General features: G+C 70.0%; 19 protein-coding genes. 11 read left to right on the top strand and 8 right to left on the bottom strand.

Translation table 11 applies throughout. From position 1 onward, the window contains the following. On the bottom strand, nucleotides 1-280 hold a 280-nt coding region (locus E4P43_RS18445), incomplete at its 3' end, for a relaxase domain-containing protein (RefSeq protein WP_348522236.1). Between the two features lie 663 nt (nucleotides 281-943). Between E4P43_RS18445 and E4P43_RS18440 the strand changes: the two genes are divergently transcribed. After that, entirely contained in the window at nucleotides 944-2,338 is a 1,395-nt protein-coding gene (locus tag E4P43_RS18440; RefSeq protein WP_135146977.1) for a CHAT domain-containing protein, read from the top strand. A 332-nt stretch (nucleotides 2,339-2,670) separates the two neighbouring features. On the opposite strand, the gene E4P43_RS18435 is transcribed toward E4P43_RS18440, so the two are convergent. Genes E4P43_RS18435 through E4P43_RS20065 form a run of 4 tightly spaced genes read right to left on the bottom strand, consistent with a single transcriptional unit; the run spans nucleotide 2,671 to nucleotide 5,697 of the window. Further along, nucleotides 2,671-4,191: an E2 ligase fold family C protein gene (locus tag E4P43_RS18435; protein ID WP_167759242.1), complete on the bottom strand. Its 1,521-nt coding sequence runs from the start codon at nucleotides 4,189-4,191 to the stop codon at nucleotides 2,671-2,673. After that, on the bottom strand, nucleotides 4,191-4,700 hold the full coding sequence (locus E4P43_RS18430) for a Mov34/MPN/PAD-1 family protein (protein ID WP_209313962.1): 510 nt from the start codon (nucleotides 4,698-4,700) through the stop codon (nucleotides 4,191-4,193). The genes E4P43_RS18435 and E4P43_RS18430 overlap by 1 nt, the downstream gene beginning before the upstream one ends. A 5-nt stretch (nucleotides 4,701-4,705) precedes the next feature. Continuing rightward, nucleotides 4,706-5,389, bottom strand: coding sequence for a putative metal-binding protein (locus E4P43_RS18425; protein ID WP_280791021.1), 684 nt, complete (start codon nucleotides 5,387-5,389; stop codon nucleotides 4,706-4,708). A gap of 8 nt (nucleotides 5,390-5,397) precedes the next feature. Next, on the bottom strand, nucleotides 5,398-5,697 hold the full coding sequence (locus tag E4P43_RS20065; protein WP_167759241.1) for a DUF2604 domain-containing protein: 300 nt from the start codon (nucleotides 5,695-5,697) through the stop codon (nucleotides 5,398-5,400). Nucleotides 5,698-6,006: 309 nt separating this feature from the next. Between E4P43_RS20065 and E4P43_RS18415 the strand changes: the two genes are divergently transcribed. From E4P43_RS18415 to E4P43_RS18395, 5 genes are all read left to right on the top strand, one after another. Then, the gene (locus E4P43_RS18415) at nucleotides 6,007-6,639 is read left to right on the top strand and encodes a hypothetical protein (RefSeq protein ID WP_167759240.1); all 633 of its coding nucleotides are present in this window, start codon (nucleotides 6,007-6,009) and stop codon (nucleotides 6,637-6,639) included. A gap of 741 nt (nucleotides 6,640-7,380) precedes the next feature. Then, entirely contained in the window at nucleotides 7,381-9,069 is a 1,689-nt protein-coding gene (locus E4P43_RS18410; protein ID WP_209313960.1) for an N-6 DNA methylase, read from the top strand. Nucleotides 9,070-9,120: 51 nt separating this feature from the next. Next, the gene (locus E4P43_RS18405) at nucleotides 9,121-10,161 is read left to right on the top strand and encodes a hypothetical protein (RefSeq protein WP_135146972.1); all 1,041 of its coding nucleotides are present in this window, start codon (nucleotides 9,121-9,123) and stop codon (nucleotides 10,159-10,161) included. Between the two features lie 197 nt (nucleotides 10,162-10,358). After that, nucleotides 10,359-10,571 (top strand): hypothetical protein, encoded by a 213-nt coding sequence (locus tag E4P43_RS18400; RefSeq protein ID WP_117377953.1) that lies wholly within the window; start codon nucleotides 10,359-10,361, stop codon nucleotides 10,569-10,571. A 6-nt stretch (nucleotides 10,572-10,577) separates the two neighbouring features. After that, nucleotides 10,578-11,147, top strand: a complete 570-nt coding sequence (locus E4P43_RS18395) for a hypothetical protein (protein ID WP_135146971.1) — start codon at nucleotides 10,578-10,580, stop codon at nucleotides 11,145-11,147. 418 nt (nucleotides 11,148-11,565) lie between these two features. On the opposite strand, the gene E4P43_RS18390 is transcribed toward E4P43_RS18395, so the two are convergent. Further along, entirely contained in the window at nucleotides 11,566-12,147 is a 582-nt protein-coding gene (locus E4P43_RS18390; protein ID WP_135146970.1) for a hypothetical protein, read from the bottom strand. A gap of 120 nt (nucleotides 12,148-12,267) precedes the next feature. Here E4P43_RS18390 and E4P43_RS18385 point away from each other — a divergent pair, with 120 nt between their 5' ends. Beyond that, nucleotides 12,268-12,801, top strand: a complete 534-nt coding sequence (locus tag E4P43_RS18385; RefSeq protein ID WP_135146969.1) for a peptidylprolyl isomerase — start codon at nucleotides 12,268-12,270, stop codon at nucleotides 12,799-12,801. Nucleotides 12,802-12,812: 11 nt separating this feature from the next. Then, on the top strand, nucleotides 12,813-13,691 hold the full coding sequence (locus E4P43_RS18380) for a rhomboid family intramembrane serine protease (protein WP_245159242.1): 879 nt from the start codon (nucleotides 12,813-12,815) through the stop codon (nucleotides 13,689-13,691). Here the strand turns inward: E4P43_RS18380 and E4P43_RS18375 are convergent. After that, nucleotides 13,688-14,101: a PH domain-containing protein gene (locus E4P43_RS18375; RefSeq protein WP_135146968.1), complete on the bottom strand. Its 414-nt coding sequence runs from the start codon at nucleotides 14,099-14,101 to the stop codon at nucleotides 13,688-13,690. The genes E4P43_RS18380 and E4P43_RS18375 overlap by 4 nt on opposite strands. A gap of 89 nt (nucleotides 14,102-14,190) precedes the next feature. On the opposite strand from E4P43_RS18375, the gene E4P43_RS18370 reads away from it, so the two are divergent. Next, a complete protein-coding gene (locus tag E4P43_RS18370; RefSeq protein WP_135146967.1) occupies nucleotides 14,191-15,351 on the top strand; it encodes a thiolase family protein in 1,161 nt (386 codons plus the stop codon). A 519-nt stretch (nucleotides 15,352-15,870) separates the two neighbouring features. Here the strand turns inward: E4P43_RS18370 and crgA are convergent. Beyond that, nucleotides 15,871-16,143 (bottom strand): cell division protein CrgA, encoded by a 273-nt coding sequence (gene crgA / locus E4P43_RS18365; protein WP_135146966.1) that lies wholly within the window; start codon nucleotides 16,141-16,143, stop codon nucleotides 15,871-15,873. 141 nt (nucleotides 16,144-16,284) lie between these two features. On the opposite strand from crgA, the gene E4P43_RS18360 reads away from it, so the two are divergent. Both E4P43_RS18360 and E4P43_RS18355 read left to right on the top strand, forming a co-directional pair. After that, nucleotides 16,285-17,031 carry a DUF881 domain-containing protein gene (locus tag E4P43_RS18360; protein ID WP_245159241.1) on the top strand — a complete coding sequence of 249 codons (747 nt, stop codon included), beginning with the start codon at nucleotides 16,285-16,287 and terminating at the stop codon, nucleotides 17,029-17,031. A 43-nt stretch (nucleotides 17,032-17,074) separates the two neighbouring features. Beyond that, entirely contained in the window at nucleotides 17,075-17,734 is a 660-nt protein-coding gene (locus E4P43_RS18355) for an aminodeoxychorismate/anthranilate synthase component II (protein ID WP_135146964.1), read from the top strand. The last annotated feature ends 196 nt before the right edge of the window (nucleotides 17,735-17,930 follow it).

Raw genomic sequence — 17,930 nt, 5'->3', positions numbered from 1 at the left:
GGCCGTTGACTACCACTTCGACGAAGCGCACCGCCCGCTCGTCGGTGCGCAGCCGCCCCCGTGGGTTGCCGGTGTCCGGGTCGCGGCCGGCCACCCAGGCCTCGTAGCCCTCGCCCGCCAGCGGCGCACGCTCGGCCACCCCTCCGTCGTGGGCCACGAAGCGGCGGGCGAGGCCGGTGCCCTCGGTCAGGTAATAGTCGTCTGCCCGGCCGCGGTCGGCCTCCAGATACGCGCGGGCGGCCGCCGCCGACCCGGCGTACACCTTCATTCCACCGTGCATTTCCAGCGCCACCCAACAATTACCAACAGGTCACCCCTAGAAACGGCGATGGGCCCCGCAAAGCAGGGCCCGAACTACCTCTATTGGTAGCATGCGTGCCGTTGCTTAGTGAAGAGCTCAGCTTGCCCGGGAGAGGCTGAAGCGACGGACGCAAAGACGCCGTGGGCGTCATGTCGTGGGGTTTGCTTGCGGCGATTATCGATTGAGAGCAGGTCGTATTTCCTCCGAACTGCAGGCGTGGATGACAACCAGCTCCGGGGTGCCCCGGCTCGCGTCACCGGCCTCCCGCAACCCGGTGGCGCGGACGTCGAGCGCCAGCCGGATGACGAGGGTGCAGCCGGCTCGCAGGGCGTCCCGGTTGTCCTCCCCATGCGGGAAGGTTCACCGGGCGGGTCTTACGGGACGGCGGCCAAGGGCCACTCGCTCTGTCCTGCGGTGTTCCCGACTGGGGTTCCCATACGGGTGTGGTCCCGCGGCCCGGCAGCTGCCCAGGGCGATCCGCCGCGGGTCCATCAGCGTGGCCCCGCCCCTCATTATCCCGTGCCGCGGAGCCGTCCGGCCGGCACCCGACGAACTCATAGGCCTACTTCGGCCTACTTCGGTCCGACCGCAGACTGTCGGAGCTGCCAGTCATGCTGGCCCGGAATCGATCGAGGAGGTCACGTGGCACGGTCGGACACCCTGCGCAGCGACATTGCACGGCTGGAGGCGACAGAGGCGGGCCTGCGCCGCGACCTGGCCCGGCAAGAGGAGGCAGCAGCGAAGGCGCGGGCGACCGCAACAACGAAGCGGCAGGACGCCGAGCGGACCAGGTCCGAAAGCACCCGTCGGACGGCGCTGCGCTCGGCGGGGGAGCAGGACAAGAAGCTGGTCGCGGCCGAGAAGAAGATCGGGGAGATCAAGACGAAGCTCGCCACGAACAGCAAGGCACAAATGGACAAGCATCGCAGCCTTACCGCCGCCGAGCGCAGCGAGCGTCAGGCCGCGGACCGGGACGAGCAGCGGCGCCGCCGCGACGAGAAGGCCCATGCCCGGGAGGTCGCCCGGCTGTCACGGCCCACCGTCCGCTATGTGGAAGTCCGCGCGCCAGAGCCGGAACCGCTACGCGTCCTGTACGTGACCGCGAATCCCGAGGCCGAAGACAGCACCACGGTAGGACCCGACGGTTCGATCACCACGATCTCCCGTTACTTGCGCCTGGACCGTGAGGTCCGAGAGGTGCAGCAGACACTGCGCGGCGCGAAATACCGCGACCTCGTCACCGTGGAGCACCGCCCGGCTGCTACCGCCGAAGACCTCATCGACGCGCTGAACGACGTTCGCCCCCACCTGGTGCACTTCTCCGGCCACGGCTGGACCGGCGGAATCGTCTTCGACAACGGCGACCTTGACGATCCGCAGGACCATCCCGTCGAGTTTGACCTTCTCGCCCAAGTCTTGGCCGCAACCAGCACGCCTCCGCAAGTCCTGGTTCTCAACTCATGCGAGACGCTTCACGGCGCGGATCTGCTGCTACCGGCTATCCCGGTGGTGATCGCGATGGCCGACACGATCGACGACACCGCGGCCATCGTGTTCGCCCGGCGCTTCTATGCCGCGATCGCCAGCGCCCAGCCGGTCGGCATTGCCCTCGCTCAGGCCCAGGCAGCCATGCGATTGACCACCCCCGAAGACGCCGACCTCCCGCAGGTAGCCGTCCGCGACGACGTCGACGCTGACGAAGTTGTGCTCGTCCGCCCACCTGGCGCCACACCGGCGGCAGAGCCGTCGCTCCTACTGCTACAGGAGCAAGGCCTCAGCCCCCTGGCCGTCGCGCTACTGCGACACGTGCAGAGTTTAGAAGCGGACGAAGGCTTTGCCGGCGTGCTGTCCAGCGATGCTGCCGCAGCCGCCGTCGAGGCCACCACCCCCCGCGCGGTCAAGATCGAGCTGAAGCGACTGCTCTGGGACGGCTACTTGGCAGCCAGCGACCAGGCCGAGGACCTCGACGGCGGCTTCGACCTGGTCGAACCACATCTGACGACGCGGGGTGTCGCAGCGGTGGCCTCACGCACCTAAGCTCCGCTAACGGGTCAGACGGCGTTGTGGCGGGTGGTGGGGATCGGGCCTGTTTTCGCTAACCCGTCCAGTGGGGCCAGTCGCGGTGGCGGATCCCCTGTGGGATACCGGCGCCGCGCTTCTGAGATCGGGCCGAGCGTCGCCGTAGCCGGTTCCACTTGCGGGACGCCGGGATCGTTGGTGATTGTCGGCGCTAGACGGCCGGGTCGACTGCGGACAGAGCGCGAAGGCGGGGGGAGACCCGGCACGGCCCGTGGACTGGCCCGCGGGCGGCCCCCGGATCGAGCCAGTAGGCCAAGGCCGTCCCTGATCGTCGGCGGACTGGGGGGCTATTAGTCCGCCGAGAACCACTGTTGAGAGAAGACGGACAGGTAGTCCTTGTCCTGGCAGAGGCACAGTCCGCGCGGGTCCTTGGCGGCAGGTTGGCTGGGCCGGGCCGGTGGGTGGCTGCGGACGTCGAGCCGTGTGACCTCCGTGCCAGGCAGGACGATGCCGGCTGCGTGCCGCGCCAGTCTCGCTGCTAGGAGCACGCCCGCTAGGGCGGACTGGTGGGCCAATGGAACGTGGACCTCGGCAGGTACCGCGCCGGACCGCAGGGGGAGGACCGCACCTCCACAGATGCCGCGGACGTAGAGGTCCCGGATGCTGCGCGGGTCGAACTGGGTCACCGTTGCCGGGTCCACTCCCAGTCGGGCGGCGATAGTCGCGAGAAGGTCGGGGGGCGGTGGCGTGCCTTGGTATAGGAGTGTTCGGATCTCGTGGACGAGGTCTGGAACTCCGAGCACCTCGGCCACGAGTTCATCTTCATTGCGGCTGCGGCCGGCGGGGAGGTAGAGGCAGGCGATGCAGGCTCCGCGGAGGAAGTTGTGGTCGCTTGTGCCGAGGTCGCCGGGCTGAGTCCAGGCGTTTGCGGCCCACCGGGGCAGGGATGCCTGAACCGCTCGGCGTGCGGCCGCGGAGTCGACGGCGGTGAGGGCTGCCTCCCACTCTGTGCCGGCGTCTGCGCGCGCGCCGACCCAGTCGGTGTCGTGCGGGATGGCGGTCAGCCGATTCGTGTCTTCTGCTGCCGCGGCGTTGATGTGCCGGGCGGCGAAGGTGGCTTTCGGATTTCCGATGTCGGCGGTCGTGCTGAGGACGTAGCGCTGCAGGTTGCCGGCGTCGATGGGCTCATGGTCGGCGATGTGCAGGGTGCCGGTCAGCGGGCTGCGGGCGAGCGCCCAGGTGGCTGCTTGACCGATGGCGCCGGCTCCGACGAGGACCGTCCGGGATGGCAGGCACCATTCCTCGTTGGGGAGATCGGCTTCGAGGATGGGCGCGACTCCATCCAGGCACGACAGATGCCCGTCGCCGGGAGTCGGGGCGGTGGGGTCGAGCAGGAGCCGAAAGATCTCGGATGCGGCGAGGCAGGCCGCCGCTCCAGCGCCGAACGGGATGGGGCTGTCGCCGACCGGGCAGGGACCGGTAACGCTGACCCGACCTTGCCAGGCGTCACTGCCGGCATAGACGGTCTGGGTCCATGGTGTCGCATCGATTCCCACGGCGATGCCTACGTTGGCGTGGTCGGCCAGGTCCAGCCGCGGATTGATCGCGCGAGCGAGAGCGCTCAGTTCTTCGGCGAGCTTGCTGGCTGCCGGACCGGACGGGCGCAGTGCGAGGGTGGGATAGAGGCGGGCCAGCAGGCGAACCGTGAGGTCGAGAAGAGCTCCGCCTTCGCGTGATGTCGCCGCTTGGTCGGCGAAGGACAGCCCTACGGATGTTCCCTCCAGCGATCGCTGGAACGTGGCCGGGTCGAATCCTGCAACCACCTGCGCCGCGGCGATAGCGGCCTTGTCGTAGTAGGGAGCCAGAGCCATCAGATCGCCGCTCCGTTTCGCGGTGCTTCGCCATCGAGCACGAGCAGTCTGCGGGCGGTCCAGCCCCGCTGCCGGTGCCATCCGGAGCCAGACAGGCGGTAGAGGGCGGTGCCAGAGCCTCGGATGCCGGCTGCCGCGAAATTCGGAACGACCAGACTCAGCCCGCCGCGCTGCGTCACGATCGGATAGGTGTCGTCGGTGTCGGAGTGGTAGGCCCGTGTTGGATGGCTGTGCACCTGCACGGCGAGGGTCTGCTGGTGCTCGTAGAGCCACTTGTTCAGCCCGTGCAGTGCATCGCCGTCGACGGTCACGCAGACGCCGTCCGGCAGTCGATGCGGCACCTGATCGGGCACGTAGGCAGTTGCGGCGGTGAAGACGCGCCCGACGACATGTCCGGTCCAGAGGACGAACTTTTCGGCGCCTCGACGTCCGGCCTCGCGGAGCGCAGTGTCGGTGCGGTCGATCACGGCGGTCGGGATGATGAACCGGTCGACGTCGGTCAGCAGCAACGGGCTCACAGTGGGGGCTCCCCGTAGCCGAGCGAGATCTGTGGAGTCAGCTGGACGCTCCAGCCTCCGAGTGGCTCTACGGCGTACTTGTGCACCACGTGGACCAGTCGCGCCAGTGATCCGGCGCCGGTTGTTCGGTGTAGCTCCCAGGGGTCGCCGGAATGCCCCGGGTGGTCGTGGTATTCGCGGACGCCGGGTAGGCAGAGGAACGGAATGTCATCCGGGCCGTAGTCCTGGAGCAGGGGCTGATGCTCGACGATCATGAAGGCGCCCATGGGCGGAGCATGCGGGGTGTCGGGCGGCGGGGAGCCCGGCGGCTGCCCCGGGTTGCTGGGGAAGGGTGCCTGGCCGGCAAGCTCCGAAGGGAACGGCACCGCGGCCGGCCGGGGCGGCCCTACTGCGCGCATCATCTTCGTGGGCACTTCCGACGCCTTGTAGGGCACGGAGGTGAAGGGGTCGACGAAGCGGACGGACGGGGCCTGCAGGTCGTAGTCGCTGTAGTCCACGTGCATGGCGAAGATGAACGCCGCTGGCTTGAGCTTCGGGGACGCGAAGCCGACCAGCACCGTGGGGTACTCGGCCGCCAGCAGGAAGATGCCGAGGGACCGGTGCCGGGCCGCGTCTCGGGAGAGGTTGGCGATCTCTCGGTCGTACTTCACACGTGTGACCTGCGGATGTACCGCGCCCATGGTCAAGGTCAGCCGCCGATGCCGGCGCGCAGGTTGAGGAACAGCTGGGCGTCGTCGGCGAGCTCGAGCTTCTTGATGTGGACGGACAGATCGGTCAGCGGTGTGCCGTCGGGGGCGCGCAGCTCCCAGTTCTCGATCGGCTGACCGGAGTTCTGGGTCTGCTCGAGGGCTCGGCCGGCGATCTCGAGCAGGGTCGGGTTGCCGCGGAAGGTGACGACGGTGGCTGCACCGTTCACCACGACCACGACGAGAGAGTCGCCCTTGTCGGCGGGGGGCTTGCCTCGATCGGACTGGTCGGGCTTGGTCAAGGTGACCATCTCCTTTGGGTCGGTGTTGTAGGTGCCTGCGCCGGCGTCGTCCCCGCGGCAACGCAAGCTTCTCACACGGGTTCCACTAAATCCAGTGGGACCCGATGGGATGACTAGCCGTACCGGACGAACGTCCGCGTGGCAAGCTGCACAGGTATGACGTGGCGGCCGGTGAACACTGAGCAACCCCATAGGCTCGCGCAGTCGTGGTGGCCTGTGGGTGACTCCGACGCCCCAGCCGGACCTCCTTCCGTGCATGGCGGGGCGCAGTCCCCTGGTGCCTACCAGGAGGGACTGACACTTCCGAGGTTGGTCGTCTACACGGTGGCCACCGGAGGGCTCATTGACCTGCCGAGCGTGCCCAGCTCGGTCCGGCATGTGGCGGCGACTCAACTAGGGAGTAGGCAGCCGACGGTTCTCGTACTCGAGCTCGGGTCTGCGCGGTTCGAAGTGCAGACACTGCTGGAGATGCTCACACCGCTGGCCAGGGAAATCCGGGCTGGGCGGTTCGGCGACGTGGTGCTGGTCGTTGCGACAACTCAGGAAAGCGTGGCGCGCATCGTCCGCATGGTCTCCGAAACTGAGGATCTCCCGATGTACGTGACGCCATCAGCAGCCGAGGTCAAACATGCGCATCCTGCTGGCCGGCTGACTCCGACGGAGAAGGCGAGCCTGGAGGTCCTCGACTTCCTAGGTGGCCACGTCACCGTGAACAGGTTCGCATCCGAGACGTCTCTGGAGTTGACGGCGGCGGGCAACCGCTTGAGCAACCTGGCCCGCCGCGGGTACGTCCTTCGCCTGCCTCGCTCGCGGCGAGAGGGTGACCTCTTCGTCAGCTTGGCGGCGCTTCCAGGGCGCGGCGAGGAGAACGTTCCCTCAATCGATGAGCGAGTCATCGGCGTCTACGACGCTGAGCCCACCGGCAACTACGTCAGCTACTAGTCCGCAACTACTGCTGCGACTGTCACTCTTCCCCTTGAGCGGCGCCCAGAAGACGGACACTTGTCGCACGTGGGAGCGGTCTCATCGTCGGACCCTCTGGCCGCTGCTTGCCTTGGTGTTTGCGCTTCAGAGCATTCCTGCTGTGGGCCGCTCGGTCTCGGGATGGACCGGCCGTACCCGGCCGACAATCGGTTCGTCCGGACCGACCCGGCCGAAGGCCCAATCCTGCACAAGCGGTGGTCGCCCATCCCTCCACTGGCTGGCGCCCTCGCCATAGCACCCCTTGATGACCGCCGCGGAGGTGCTCACCGCCGAGCACGCAGACCAGCACCGTCGGCTGGTACACGAGTGGAGCCGCCAAGTGTGGCGACCTCGGCTTCTCACCACGCCACCATCCGCGCCCGGGAACCCCCACGCCGTGAGCTCGCCGTCCTGACCAGAGGCCACGCCCGTACCGGTCGGAGAGCCCCTGCGGAACGCCGGCGCCCTGGGGATGAACCGACCGGATGTTGCCGTAGCAGTTTCCTCCAACTGGATCGACGTGAGCGGGCTTGGCGACCGAACAGTTCGGGCGAAGGCGGATGCCACTTCTGACCGATGAAGCTCGTCAGCTCGCCCGTCCATCTCAGTTGGGACCTTCCCGCCGCGCGTGTTGCCGGTGAGGTTGTCCCGCCACCCCGCTGACCTGGACGTTCTTGCCGGGTCGCTGATTTTGTGACCCCCATAGGTAAGACTGCACGCGTGGTGCTCCGATCGGCCTCTGCAGAACTTGACACGACGGCCCTTCGGAAGGCTCGCGGTGCCTTCTTCACCCCGGAACCGCTCGCGCGCTACATCACTGACTGGGCGGTCCGCTCCGTCGAAGACCGCGTCCTCGAGCCCTCGTGCGGTGAGGCTGCATTTCTGCTCGCCGCGGTCGATCGCCTGGCCGCCCTGGAAGCCACCAGTACCGGACAGACCTTGCTCCCTCACCTCGACGGCGTCGAACTGCACGCGGACTCAGCTCAAGCGGCGCGGGACCTGCTGACTGCGGCCGGCGTCGAGGCAACCGTCACCGTCGGGGACTTCTTCGAGGTCAAACCGGGCCGGCAGTACGACGCGGTGATCGGAAACCCGCCTTACGTCCGGTACCAGGACTTTTCCGGCGAGAGTCGGGCGCGATCCCGTGCGGCAGCGCTTCGAGGTGGCGTGTCTCTAACTGGCCTGGCGTCGTCATGGGCCGCCTTCACGGTGCATGCGGCACAGTTCTTGAAGCCGGGCGGCCGCCTCGGCTTGGTGCTGCCGGCCGAGCTCTTGACGGTTAACTACGCCGCCGGCGTGCGCTCCTTCCTGCTGCAGAACTTCGAGCAGGTTGATCTGGTCGCCTTCGACGAGCGAGTCTTCCCCGGGGTCCTGGAAGAGGTCGTCCTGCTGCTGGCCGACGGTTACGCCAGCGGGCCCACCGACCATTTCCGGCTGTACCAGGCGAAGAACGCCGACGACCTGGCGAACACCACGACCCCACGGCTGTGGCGGCCCATCCCGCCCGCCGGCAAGTGGACTGCCAGCCTGCTGACCAGCGAGACGCTCGGCGCATATTCCGGGCTGCTGGCGAGTCAATCCTTCATGCTGCTGGAGACCTGGGGCGACACCACGCTCGGCATGGTCACGGGCAACAACAAGTACTTCACCATGAGCCCGGCCCGCGCCGCCCAACTGGGCCTCTCCGAGTCAGACCTACTGCGGCTATCGCCCCCTGGCTCGCGGCACCTACGGGGCCTGAGCCTCACCACTGCCGCGCTCAGTGGGTTGGGAGACGCTGGCGCAGCAGTCTGGTTGTTCCGACCGGCTGGCGAGCCGTCTGCGGCTGCGTGGGCATACATCGAAGAAGGCAAAGCTCGGGAGGTCGATCAGGCCTACAAGTGCCGGGTGCGAAAGCCGTGGTGGCGCACGCCGCTGGTGAAGCCGGCCGATCTGCTACTGACCTACATGAACGCCGATACGCCGCGGCTGTCCGCCAACAAGGCCCGGGCGCACCATCTCAACTCGGTGCACGGCGTCTACCTGAAGCCGGAGCACCGGGCGCTCGGTAGCGATCTGCTGCCGATGGCGTCCTTGAACTCCATGACGCTGCTCGGCGCAGAGATGGTCGGCCGCGCCTACGGCGGCGGGATGCTCAAGCTGGAACCCAAGGAAGCCGATCTCTTGCCCGTGCCGTCGCCCGCCCTGACCAAAACCGCCGAGACGGCCCTACGGAGACTTCGGCCGCAGCTGGTCCGCCTCCTGGCCAGCGGTCAGGTTGTGTCGGCGGCCCGCGCGGTCGATGAGGTGCTTCTCATCGGTGAACTCGGGCTACCAGAGGCTGAGGTGAAGGCGCTGCGCCAAGGACATGAGGAGCTGACCGCCCGTCGCGTCGCGAGAGGTGGTGCTCCGCGTGTCCATCACCGGTGATGGCGGCACACCCGGCGGAAGCGTGGGCAACAGCAAGTTGCGGCGTCGCTGATGGCAGGCGAGCGCAGTCTGAAAGCCGAGGCCTGGACCCTGTTCGACCGGATCGTTGAGCGGGCGACCGGCGGGGAGCTACAGGACTACAGCAACCCATGGAACCGCGAGCCCGAAGGCGGACTCCTCCGCTACAACCCTGACTACGACGTCCTCCAGCAGCTGCTGGGCGTGCCGCTACTGCTGCAAGCGGCCTCGCAGTCCGGGGTGCCGGCGTTAGCCCTTGACGTCTGGACGGCCTACGAGCTGCGCCGCGCCGGCTTCGAGCCTGATCTGGTGTGGCCCCGTGCCAGTCCTCCGCGGATTATGCCCTCGACGCTGGTGGCGCTACGGCGGGAAGCGACTCGTGAACAGCTGCGCGTCCTCGATGCCATGCTGCAGTCGGGCAAGACGTACAGCAACGAGACCGGCGCAAACGCCAATATTCTGGGCAAGAACTACGTCAAGCAGGTCGACGTCGTCATGTCCGCTTGGAACACCGGTCCCGAGATCATGATCTCGACCAAGCGGATGGACTCGTCGTTCGGCAAGAACGCCGCTAACCGTGTCGAAGAGAGTTACGGCGACGCCAAGAACTTGCGGAGCCGGCACCCGCAAGCGGCGCTTGGTTTTCTGTACAGCCTGCGCTCGACGGCGCTGACGCCACAGTTCGCCGATATTGCCGCTTGGATCATCGACCTGCTCGGGAAGCTCGGCCGCGAGGACGACGCCTACGACGCCGTCTGCCTCGTAATCCCCGACTGGTCGGATGAGTTGCCGCTACCGCCGGGTGGCGACGAGGACGATGACGACCCTCTGGTCGCAGCCGGCGTGCAGGAAGATGCCTCGGCCGAGGAGGAGCCGCTGCCGCTTCCGCTGCCCGAGGATGAGCTGGATCGACGGCTCCGCACCCTCCCGCATGTTGAGCTCCGTCACGATGCTGTACCGACGAACCTGTCGCCCGAGGTCTTTTTCGCCACGATCGTCAACCGCGTGCTCGACAACAGCCCAGTGAACTTTCACCGCGAAGCGCGGCTACGCCGGGAGGAGGCTTCCGCGTAGCTGAAGAGTGACAAGGAGACGAGGCATGGCGCCGGGCGGCAGGGGCGGCGCGCTTGACGCCCGTTGACGACCCTCCGCCCCGATCGTGTGACGGCGCATGCGCCCCGGCTCGCCGCGGGGTTTCAGTCGGTGGCACGCTGTAGACAGATGGGTGTGGACGTCTTGTGGACAGTTGTGTGGATAAAGGAGGGGTGACCATGTCGATCGCAGAGAGCAGCGCGTCTGTCGAGGTCAGTGAGCTCACCCCCGAGGAGGCCCGCGCGGCCTTCGACCGAATCGCCCACGCCGCGATGGACGTGAGCGGCGAGGAGTTCCTCGCCGCCCTCGATGAGGGCAAGTTCGACGACGTCGATCCCGATGACCACCCCGGGCTGCTCGACGTGCTCATGGCTCTGCCCCTCGTACGCTGACGTCTCGTGCCGGGAGCTTCGCCGTATCAAGCGGTCGAGGCGTTTCTGGCCCCTCTCGAACGAGCGTTGGCCTGCCTCGGCACCGGCAAGGTCGTCGTCTCGCCTGGCGGGCGCGCGGCGACGGACAAGACGCACGTCTGGCGGCTCAATGGCGGAGACGGGCTTGTCCTACGTGGTGACGCGGCCGGCTGCCGGTTCCTGGCGTCCATGCACTACCGGATCATCCCGACCGATCCCGAGAAGTACGACGTCGAGCAGGGGCGCTGGCGGGTGACGACGTCGGCCTACCTGTATGAGTTCCGCACGCCGGACAACGCGAAGCTGTGGGCGATGCACTGGCACCCGGCCGGCAAGAGCCACGCCACCTTCCCGCATCTCCACCTGTACACCGTCCGCTCCGAAGGGCACTTCGTCACGCCGCGACAGACCCTCGAGTCGGCGGTGCAGTGGTGCATCGAGATGGGAGCAGAGCCGCAGAACCCCCAGTGGCGCACCGTGCTGACCGAGTCCGAGGGCATCCACCAGCTCTACCGATCATGGTCGGAGGACCCGCCACCGCCGACAACTGATCGGTAACGCCGGTCGCCACCGCGCGAGACACGCGCGGGCGGTCAACCGAGGATCCACCCCGCTTCCCATAACCCGCCCTCCTCCGACTGTGCGGCGCCGGGGGAAGGGTGGGCCGAAGGCCCATCCCGAAGGGACGCGCAAGCGCCCTTCCGGCGGCGGGCGCAGTCGGAGAGACTCCCGCGGGGATGGGGCGGGTGCCGCCCCCAGCGCAGCCTCCGACGCAGCGGAAGCCGCGTCCCGCAGTCCGCACACAGTCCGCAGATGGTCCGCAAAACGCCCAGAAACGGCCAACATTGCCCGACAGGGCCCAACGACAAATACGCTGGTCAGACGTCGCTTTCAGTCACAGCCCACCGCGCCAAACCACCCCTCGGTCGATTTTGCAAGGCGGGGGTTAGGGGTTCGATTCCCCTCGTCTCCACCCTCAGGTCCCCTCCGGGACCCGTCCCCAGGTGACCACCGCGCGCACCGGCTCCGGCGCCCCGGCGAGCAGCTCCGGCTCCGGACGCACCCCGAGCGCGTCGTTCACCGAGCTGAACGCCAGCCGCAGGGCCGTGTAGGCGGTGATGGCCAGGATCTGCGGCTCGTCGAAGCCGCTGTCCCGCAGCGCCTGCAGGTCCTCGGGACCCGTGCCGTTCGGGTCCGCCGCCACCAGGCGCGCCCACCGGGCCAGCGCCCGCTCCCGGTCGTCGAGCCCGGCATCGGTGCCCGAGAGCACCGCGGCCGCCAGCTCCCCGCCGGCCTCGCGGCCGAGCCGGGTCCCCCACGCCAGGCTGCAGTAGGCGTCCCCCAGCGTGGCCGCGCAGGCGGTCACCAGCACCCCGCGCTCCCGCATGCTCAGGCCGGCCGCCTCGGCGGTCCGGCGGAGCAGCGCGAACAGGTCGTCGTGCAGCGCGGCCGCGTGCGCCCACAGCCGGGAGCCGTTCATGACGAATCCCGTCTCCCGACGGTCGTCCTCGTAGAGGCGCCGGGTGTCGGGCGACTCGGGCGGCTCGCTCAGGAACATGGCCGGACGCTAGGCCCGGCCACCGGGCGGCGGTAGGCCCGCGCGCGCGATGTTCCACGTGGAGCACCGGCCGACGGGGTGCGCGCGCCGCCCTCGCGGCGGCGGTGGGAGAGTGGAGCCGTGACTGAATCGACTCCCGCCCGCCGCGCGGTCCTGCACACCAACCACGGCGACATCACCGTGGACCTGTTCCCCGACCACGCGCCGAAGACGGTCGCCAACTTCGCGGACCTGGCCGAGGGCCTCCGCGAGTGGACGCACCCCGCCACCCGCGAGAAGACCACCGACAAGCTCTACGACGGCACGGTCTTCCACCGGGTCATCTCCGGCTTCATGATCCAGGGCGGTGACCCGCTCGGTCAGGGCATCGGTGGCCCCGGCTACCAGTTCGGCGACGAGATCCACCCCGACCTGGCCTTCACCAAGCCCTACCTGCTCGCCATGGCCAACGCCGGCCCGGGCACCAACGGCTCGCAGTTCTTCATCACCGTGGCCCCCACCACCTGGCTGACCGGCAAGCACACCATCTTCGGTGAGGTCTCCGACCAGGCCGGCCGCGACGTCGTGGACCGCATCGCCGCCGTGCAGACCGGCCGGGGCGACCGTCCCGTGCAGGACGTGGTGATCGAGTCCGTCGAGGTGCAGCGCAGCTGAGCACCGGTCCCGTGGGCGGGGGTGCCGGCGAGCAGCCGGCACCCCCGCCACCCACCTGCTACCGGCACCCGGACCGGCCCACGGGGATCTCCTGCACCCGCTGCGGCCGGCCGATCTGCCCGGAGTGCATGGTCCCCGCCTCCGTGGGGTTCCAGTGCCCCGCCTGCGTCCGCGAGGGCGCCGCGTCGATCCGCGCCCCCCGGCGGACCACGGGGCTGCGCAGCGCCGCCGCCCGCTGGGGCACCGTGACGCTGTCGCTGATCGCGGCGAACGTGGCCATGTTCCTCGTGACCGCCGTCTCCGCGGGCCTGGCCGGCAACCCGCCGCTGGACAACCACCGGTCGCCGGTCTTCGCCGACCTGGCCCAGGTGCCGCTGCTGGTGGGGCTCGGGGAGCCCTGGCGGCTCATCACGGCCGCCTTCCTGCACATCGGGCTGGTCCACCTGGCCCTGAACATGCTGTCCCTGCTCGTCTTCGGCTCCGAGCTGGAGCGGCAGCTGGGCCGCTGGCGGTTCCTGGGCCTCTACGTCGTGTCGGCCCTCGGCGGCTCGACGGCGATCCAGCTCCTCGGGGAGCCGCTGCGTGCCGTGGCAGGCGCTTCCACGGCGATCTACGGCCTGCTGGGCGCGCTCGGGGTGCTCATGGTGATGCGCCGGCAGGACGTCCGCGGCCTCGCGGTGCTGCTGGCGATCAACGTGTTCATCAGCTTCCTGCCCGGGGTGTCGCTCCTGGGGCATCTCGGTGGGCTCGTCGCCGGTGCGGCCGTGACCGCCGTCCTGGTGCTCACCCGCCGCCGGCCGGCCACGCAGGCGGCCGCCCTGGCCGGGCTGGGCGTCGTCCTCGTGGTCCTGGCCCTGACGGTGCCCCCGCTCGCCCCTGTCGCCTTCTAGCGGCCGTCCGTGCGGCGCTCCAGCGCCCAGGCCACGTCCACGGGGTCGGCACCGAGGTCCCAGCGACCGAGGACGACGAGCAGCCCCTCGTCGTCGGGCCCGGTGGCGGTGTCCAGTTCCAGGGTGCGCACCGTCGTGCCCCACCGGCGGGCCGTCCGCACGCGGACCCGGACCGCCGCCCAGGGCAGCAGCCGGCGCCCCCCGAGGGTCGCCACCTCCAGGCCGTCGTCGGTGGCGGCCAGCCGTGGGCGCAGGACGGCCTCGCGGACGGCGAGGAGCACCAGGAGCAGGGCGGCGGCCCCGATCAGCACGCGACCGGGCGCCTCCTCGAGCGTCGCCGCGAGCGCACCCAGCAGCAGCCCACCGGCCGCGAGGACGACGGGCAGCACCACCGGGGGAGACCAGCGCACGACCCCCAGCCTGCCAGTGGCCTGCGGCACATACGATCGCGACGGGGTGGCCGCCCGGCCACGCCGGCTCGTCGACGAGGAGTGGGTCCATGCGTGATGCCGTCATCTGTGCCGCCGTCCGTACGCCGGTGGGCAAGCGCGGGGGAGGGCTCTCGGGCGTCCACGCCGTCGACCTGTCCGCGCACGTGCTGGGCGCGCTGGCCGAGCGCTCCGGCATCGACCCGGGCGTCGTCGAGGACGTCTTCTGGGGCTGCGTGAGCCAGGTGGGGGAGCAGACCTTCAACATCGGCCGCAACGCCGCGCTCGCCGCCGGCTGGCCGGAGTCGGTGCCCGGCACGACGATCGACCGCCAGTGCGGCTCCTCCCAGCAGGCGGTCGCGTTCGCGGCCGCGACGGTCATCAGCGGCCAGGCCGACGTCGTCGTCGCCGGCGGGGTGGAGTCGATGAGCCGGGTGCCCATGGGCGCGGCCCGCGGCGACGGCACCGCGGGCAAGCCGCTCGGTCCCCGCTTCATGGCGCGCTACGACGGGGTGAACCCCAACCAGGGCATCGGCGCGGAGATGATCGCGCAGCGCTGGGGCTTCTCCCGGACGCAGCTCGACGAGTTCAGCCTGGCCTCGCACGAGAAGGCGGCCAAGGCCCAGGCCGACGGCGCCTTCGACGAGGAGATCGCCCCGGTCACGCTGGACGACGGCACGGTGGTCAGCGCCGACGAGGGCATCCGCCCCGGGGGCACGCTGGAGAAGCTCGGCTCGCTGAAGACCCCGTTCAAGGAGGACGGCGTCATCAGCGCGGGCAACGCCAGCCAGATCTCCGACGGCTCCGCCGCCCTGCTGGTCACCACCAGCGAGAAGGCCCGCGAGCTCGGGCTGCGGCCGCTGGTGCGCATCCACACCACGGTCATGGCCGGCGACGACCCGATCATCATGCTCACCGCACCGATCCCGGCCACCCAGAAGGTGCTTGCCCGCTCCGGGCTGTCGGTGGACGACATCGGCATCTTCGAGGTCAACGAGGCCTTCGCCCCGGTGCCCATGGCCTGGCTGGCCGACATCGGCGCCGACGCCGACCGGCTCAACCCCCTCGGTGGTGCCATCGCCCTGGGCCACCCCCTGGGCGGCTCCGGGGCGCGGATCATGACGACGCTGGTGCACCAGATGCTGGCCACCGGCACCCGGTACGGCCTGCAGACGATGTGCGAGGGCGGCGGCATGGCGAACGCCACCGTGCTGGAGCTGCTCGACGCCTGACCGGGAGCCCGCTCCCGACCACGACAGCCCTCGGCCGACCCCGGCCGGGGGCTGTCGGCGTCCCTGGGGACCGCTGCCCGGTCACCGTCGCGCCCGCGTGACCGGACGGTCCGTCCACACCCTGCGGGGAACGGGTGTATCCGCAGGTCAGACGGGTATCCCCGGTCGGCGGTCACCGTCGCGGGCGCACCCACATGTCGACTCGTCCACAGCTGGGTACACAGCTGGGGACAGACTCACACTGCTGTAGTTACGCGGTTGGACGTCCTGTCACACGAGTCCCAGGCAAGGCAAAAGCGCAGGTCAGCGCCGTTCTCCCGCTCGTCACCCCTCCACACTCGGTGGACAACCCTGGGGGTGGAGCGCCATGTCGACCTGTGGACGACGGTGACCGCTGTGCACAGCGGTGTCCGGTACCGCCCCCGACCTGGGTAGACGCCCCGGAAGAGCAGGTGGCCCCCGTCCCCGGAGGGACGAGGGCCACCTGCCCGGCCCGTCCTGGGAGGACGGGTGACCTGCTCAGCGCCAGCGCATCGACATGACCAGCCCGGCGACCATCGCGCCGAAGCCGATGGCGAAGTTCCACGCCTGGAGCGACACCATGAACGGGATGCGGTCCCCGGCCACGTAGTAGACGACGATCCACAGCAGGCCGACGAGCATCAGCGCGACCATCAGCGGGGCGTACCAGCGGGGGCTGGGCTGCAGGACCTTCGCCTGCGCGCCCCGCGCGCGGAGCGCGTCCTCCGGCGGGGTGTACACCGACTTCTTGCGCACCTTGGACTTGGGCACCGCGTACTCCCTCCCGGGGGCCGGGCTCGTCCTCCCCGCCCGCTACTGGCCTCCAGCCTAAACTTCGGGGGGACGGGCACAGTGGCACATCACCCGACAGGGCCGCCCGTGCCGTCAGCTCGCCGTCAGGAGGTGGTCGTGGTGAGGTCCCTGCCCCGCCTCCGCCGTCCCTCGGCCTGGGGCGCGCTGGTGCCGGTGGTGGCGCTCGCGGCCGGGCTGCTGTTCGCCACGTCCGGGCGCACCGCGCAGGGCACCGACCTCCGGGCCGGCGAGATCACCCAGCTGTCCGAGCTCATCGAGGAGCGGGACGCCGCGGTCGCCCGCCAGGCCGCCCAGCTGGCGGACCTGCAGCGGCAGGTCCAGGAGCTCACCGACGAGGCCGCCACGCGCGACGGGGTCGTCGCCGAGGCCACCGCCCAGGGCGCGGCCGGCGCGTCCGCCGCGGGGCTGACCCCGGTGTCCGGCTCCGGCGTCGTCATCACCCTCGACGACGCCCGCCAGCGCTCCGACGGCAGCCTCCCTCCCGGCGCGCGGCCCGACGACGTGGTCATCCACCAGAGCGACGTCCAGGCGGTCGTGAACGCGGTGTGGGCCGCCGGGGCGGACGGCGTGGCGGTGATGGACCAGCGGCTGATCTCCACCAGCGCCGTGCGCTGCGTCGGCAACACGCTGCTGCTCCAGGGCCGCACGTACTCGCCGCCGTTCGTCGTCACGGCGGTCGTGGACGCCTCCGCCGTGCGCAGCGCGCTCTCCTCCTCCCCGCAGGTCGCCGTCCTCCGGCAGGCCGCGGACGCGTTCGGCCTCACGTTCGAGGTACGGGAGCGGCCCCAGGTGAGCGTCCCCGCCTACGATGGCGGCCTCACCCTGCAGTACGCGTCCGCCGGCTGAGCGCGGACGACGTCGCGGGGCCGACCGACGAGGAGGAGCCGCGATGACCACCGACGACCGACCGGTCCTCGTCGTCGACAACTTCGACAGCTTCGTCTACAACCTGGTGCAGTACCTGGGTGAGCTGGGCGTCCGCTGCATCGTGCGGCGCAACGACGCGGTGACCGTGGACGAGCTCGCCGACCTCGACGTCGCGGGGGTGCTGCTCTCGCCCGGCCCCGGCGCACCCGTCGACGCCGGCGTCACCGTCCCGATGGTGCGGGCGGCCGCCGAGCAGGGCACGCCCGTGCTCGGCGTGTGCCTGGGCCACCAGGCCATCGCCGAGGCCTTCGGGGCCGTGGTGGTGCGCGCACCCGAGCTGCTGCACGGCAAGACCAGCGAGGTCGTCCACGAGGGCCACGGCGTCCTGGCCGGCCTCCCCTCGCCCTTCACCGCCACCCGGTACCACTCGCTGGCCGTGGACCCCTCGACCGTCCCGGACGAGCTGGAGGTCACCGGGCACACGCCCTCGGGCCTGGTGATGGCCCTGCGGCACCGTGAGCTGCCGATCGAGGGCGTCCAGTTCCACCCCGAGTCGGTGCTCACCGAGGGCGGGCACCGGATGCTGGCGACGTGGCTGGCGGCCTGCGGGCTGGCGCCCGACGAGGAGCTCGTCCTCGCCGCCACCGCCGCCGCGCAGCGGCTGCACACCGCCATCGCCTGAGCCGCCCCGGAACGCAGCAGGGGCCCCTCCCGTGCCGGGAGGGGCCCTGCTGCGTCCTGCGGCCCTAGGTGTAGTGACCACGAGCGTTGTTGACGGCGTAGCGGGCTGATCCAACGAGGAGACCTCCGAGCGAAGGTGTGGGTGCTGACGCCTCACCGACCGCCCGGAGGTCTCGTTGTCCCACGCTAATGCCCGT

The organism is Blastococcus sp. TF02A-35 (assembly GCF_004571075.1).
Lineage (GTDB): Bacteria > Actinomycetota > Actinomycetes > Mycobacteriales > Geodermatophilaceae > Blastococcus.
The sequence above is the reverse complement of the archived record's forward strand: the minus strand, read 5'-3'. Positions and strand labels throughout refer to the sequence as shown.

What these genes read in the sequence shown, in the direction of transcription:
- E4P43_RS18435 (WP_167759242.1), bottom strand. Translation starts at nt 4,191, where the DNA reads ATGGCTCTGGCTCCCTACTACGACAAGGCCGCTATCGCCGCGGCGCAG.
- E4P43_RS18425 (WP_280791021.1), bottom strand. Translation starts at nt 5,389, where the DNA reads ATGGGCGCGGTACATCCGCAGGTCACACGTGTGAAGTACGACCGAGAG.
- E4P43_RS18405 (WP_135146972.1), top strand. Translation starts at nt 9,121, where the DNA reads ATGGCAGGCGAGCGCAGTCTGAAAGCCGAGGCCTGGACCCTGTTCGAC.
- E4P43_RS18400 (WP_117377953.1), top strand. Translation starts at nt 10,359, where the DNA reads ATGTCGATCGCAGAGAGCAGCGCGTCTGTCGAGGTCAGTGAGCTCACC.
- E4P43_RS18390 (WP_135146970.1), bottom strand. Translation starts at nt 12,147, where the DNA reads ATGTTCCTGAGCGAGCCGCCCGAGTCGCCCGACACCCGGCGCCTCTAC.
- E4P43_RS18370 (WP_135146967.1), top strand. Translation starts at nt 14,191, where the DNA reads ATGCGTGATGCCGTCATCTGTGCCGCCGTCCGTACGCCGGTGGGCAAG.
- E4P43_RS18355 (WP_135146964.1), top strand. Translation starts at nt 17,075, where the DNA reads ATGACCACCGACGACCGACCGGTCCTCGTCGTCGACAACTTCGACAGC.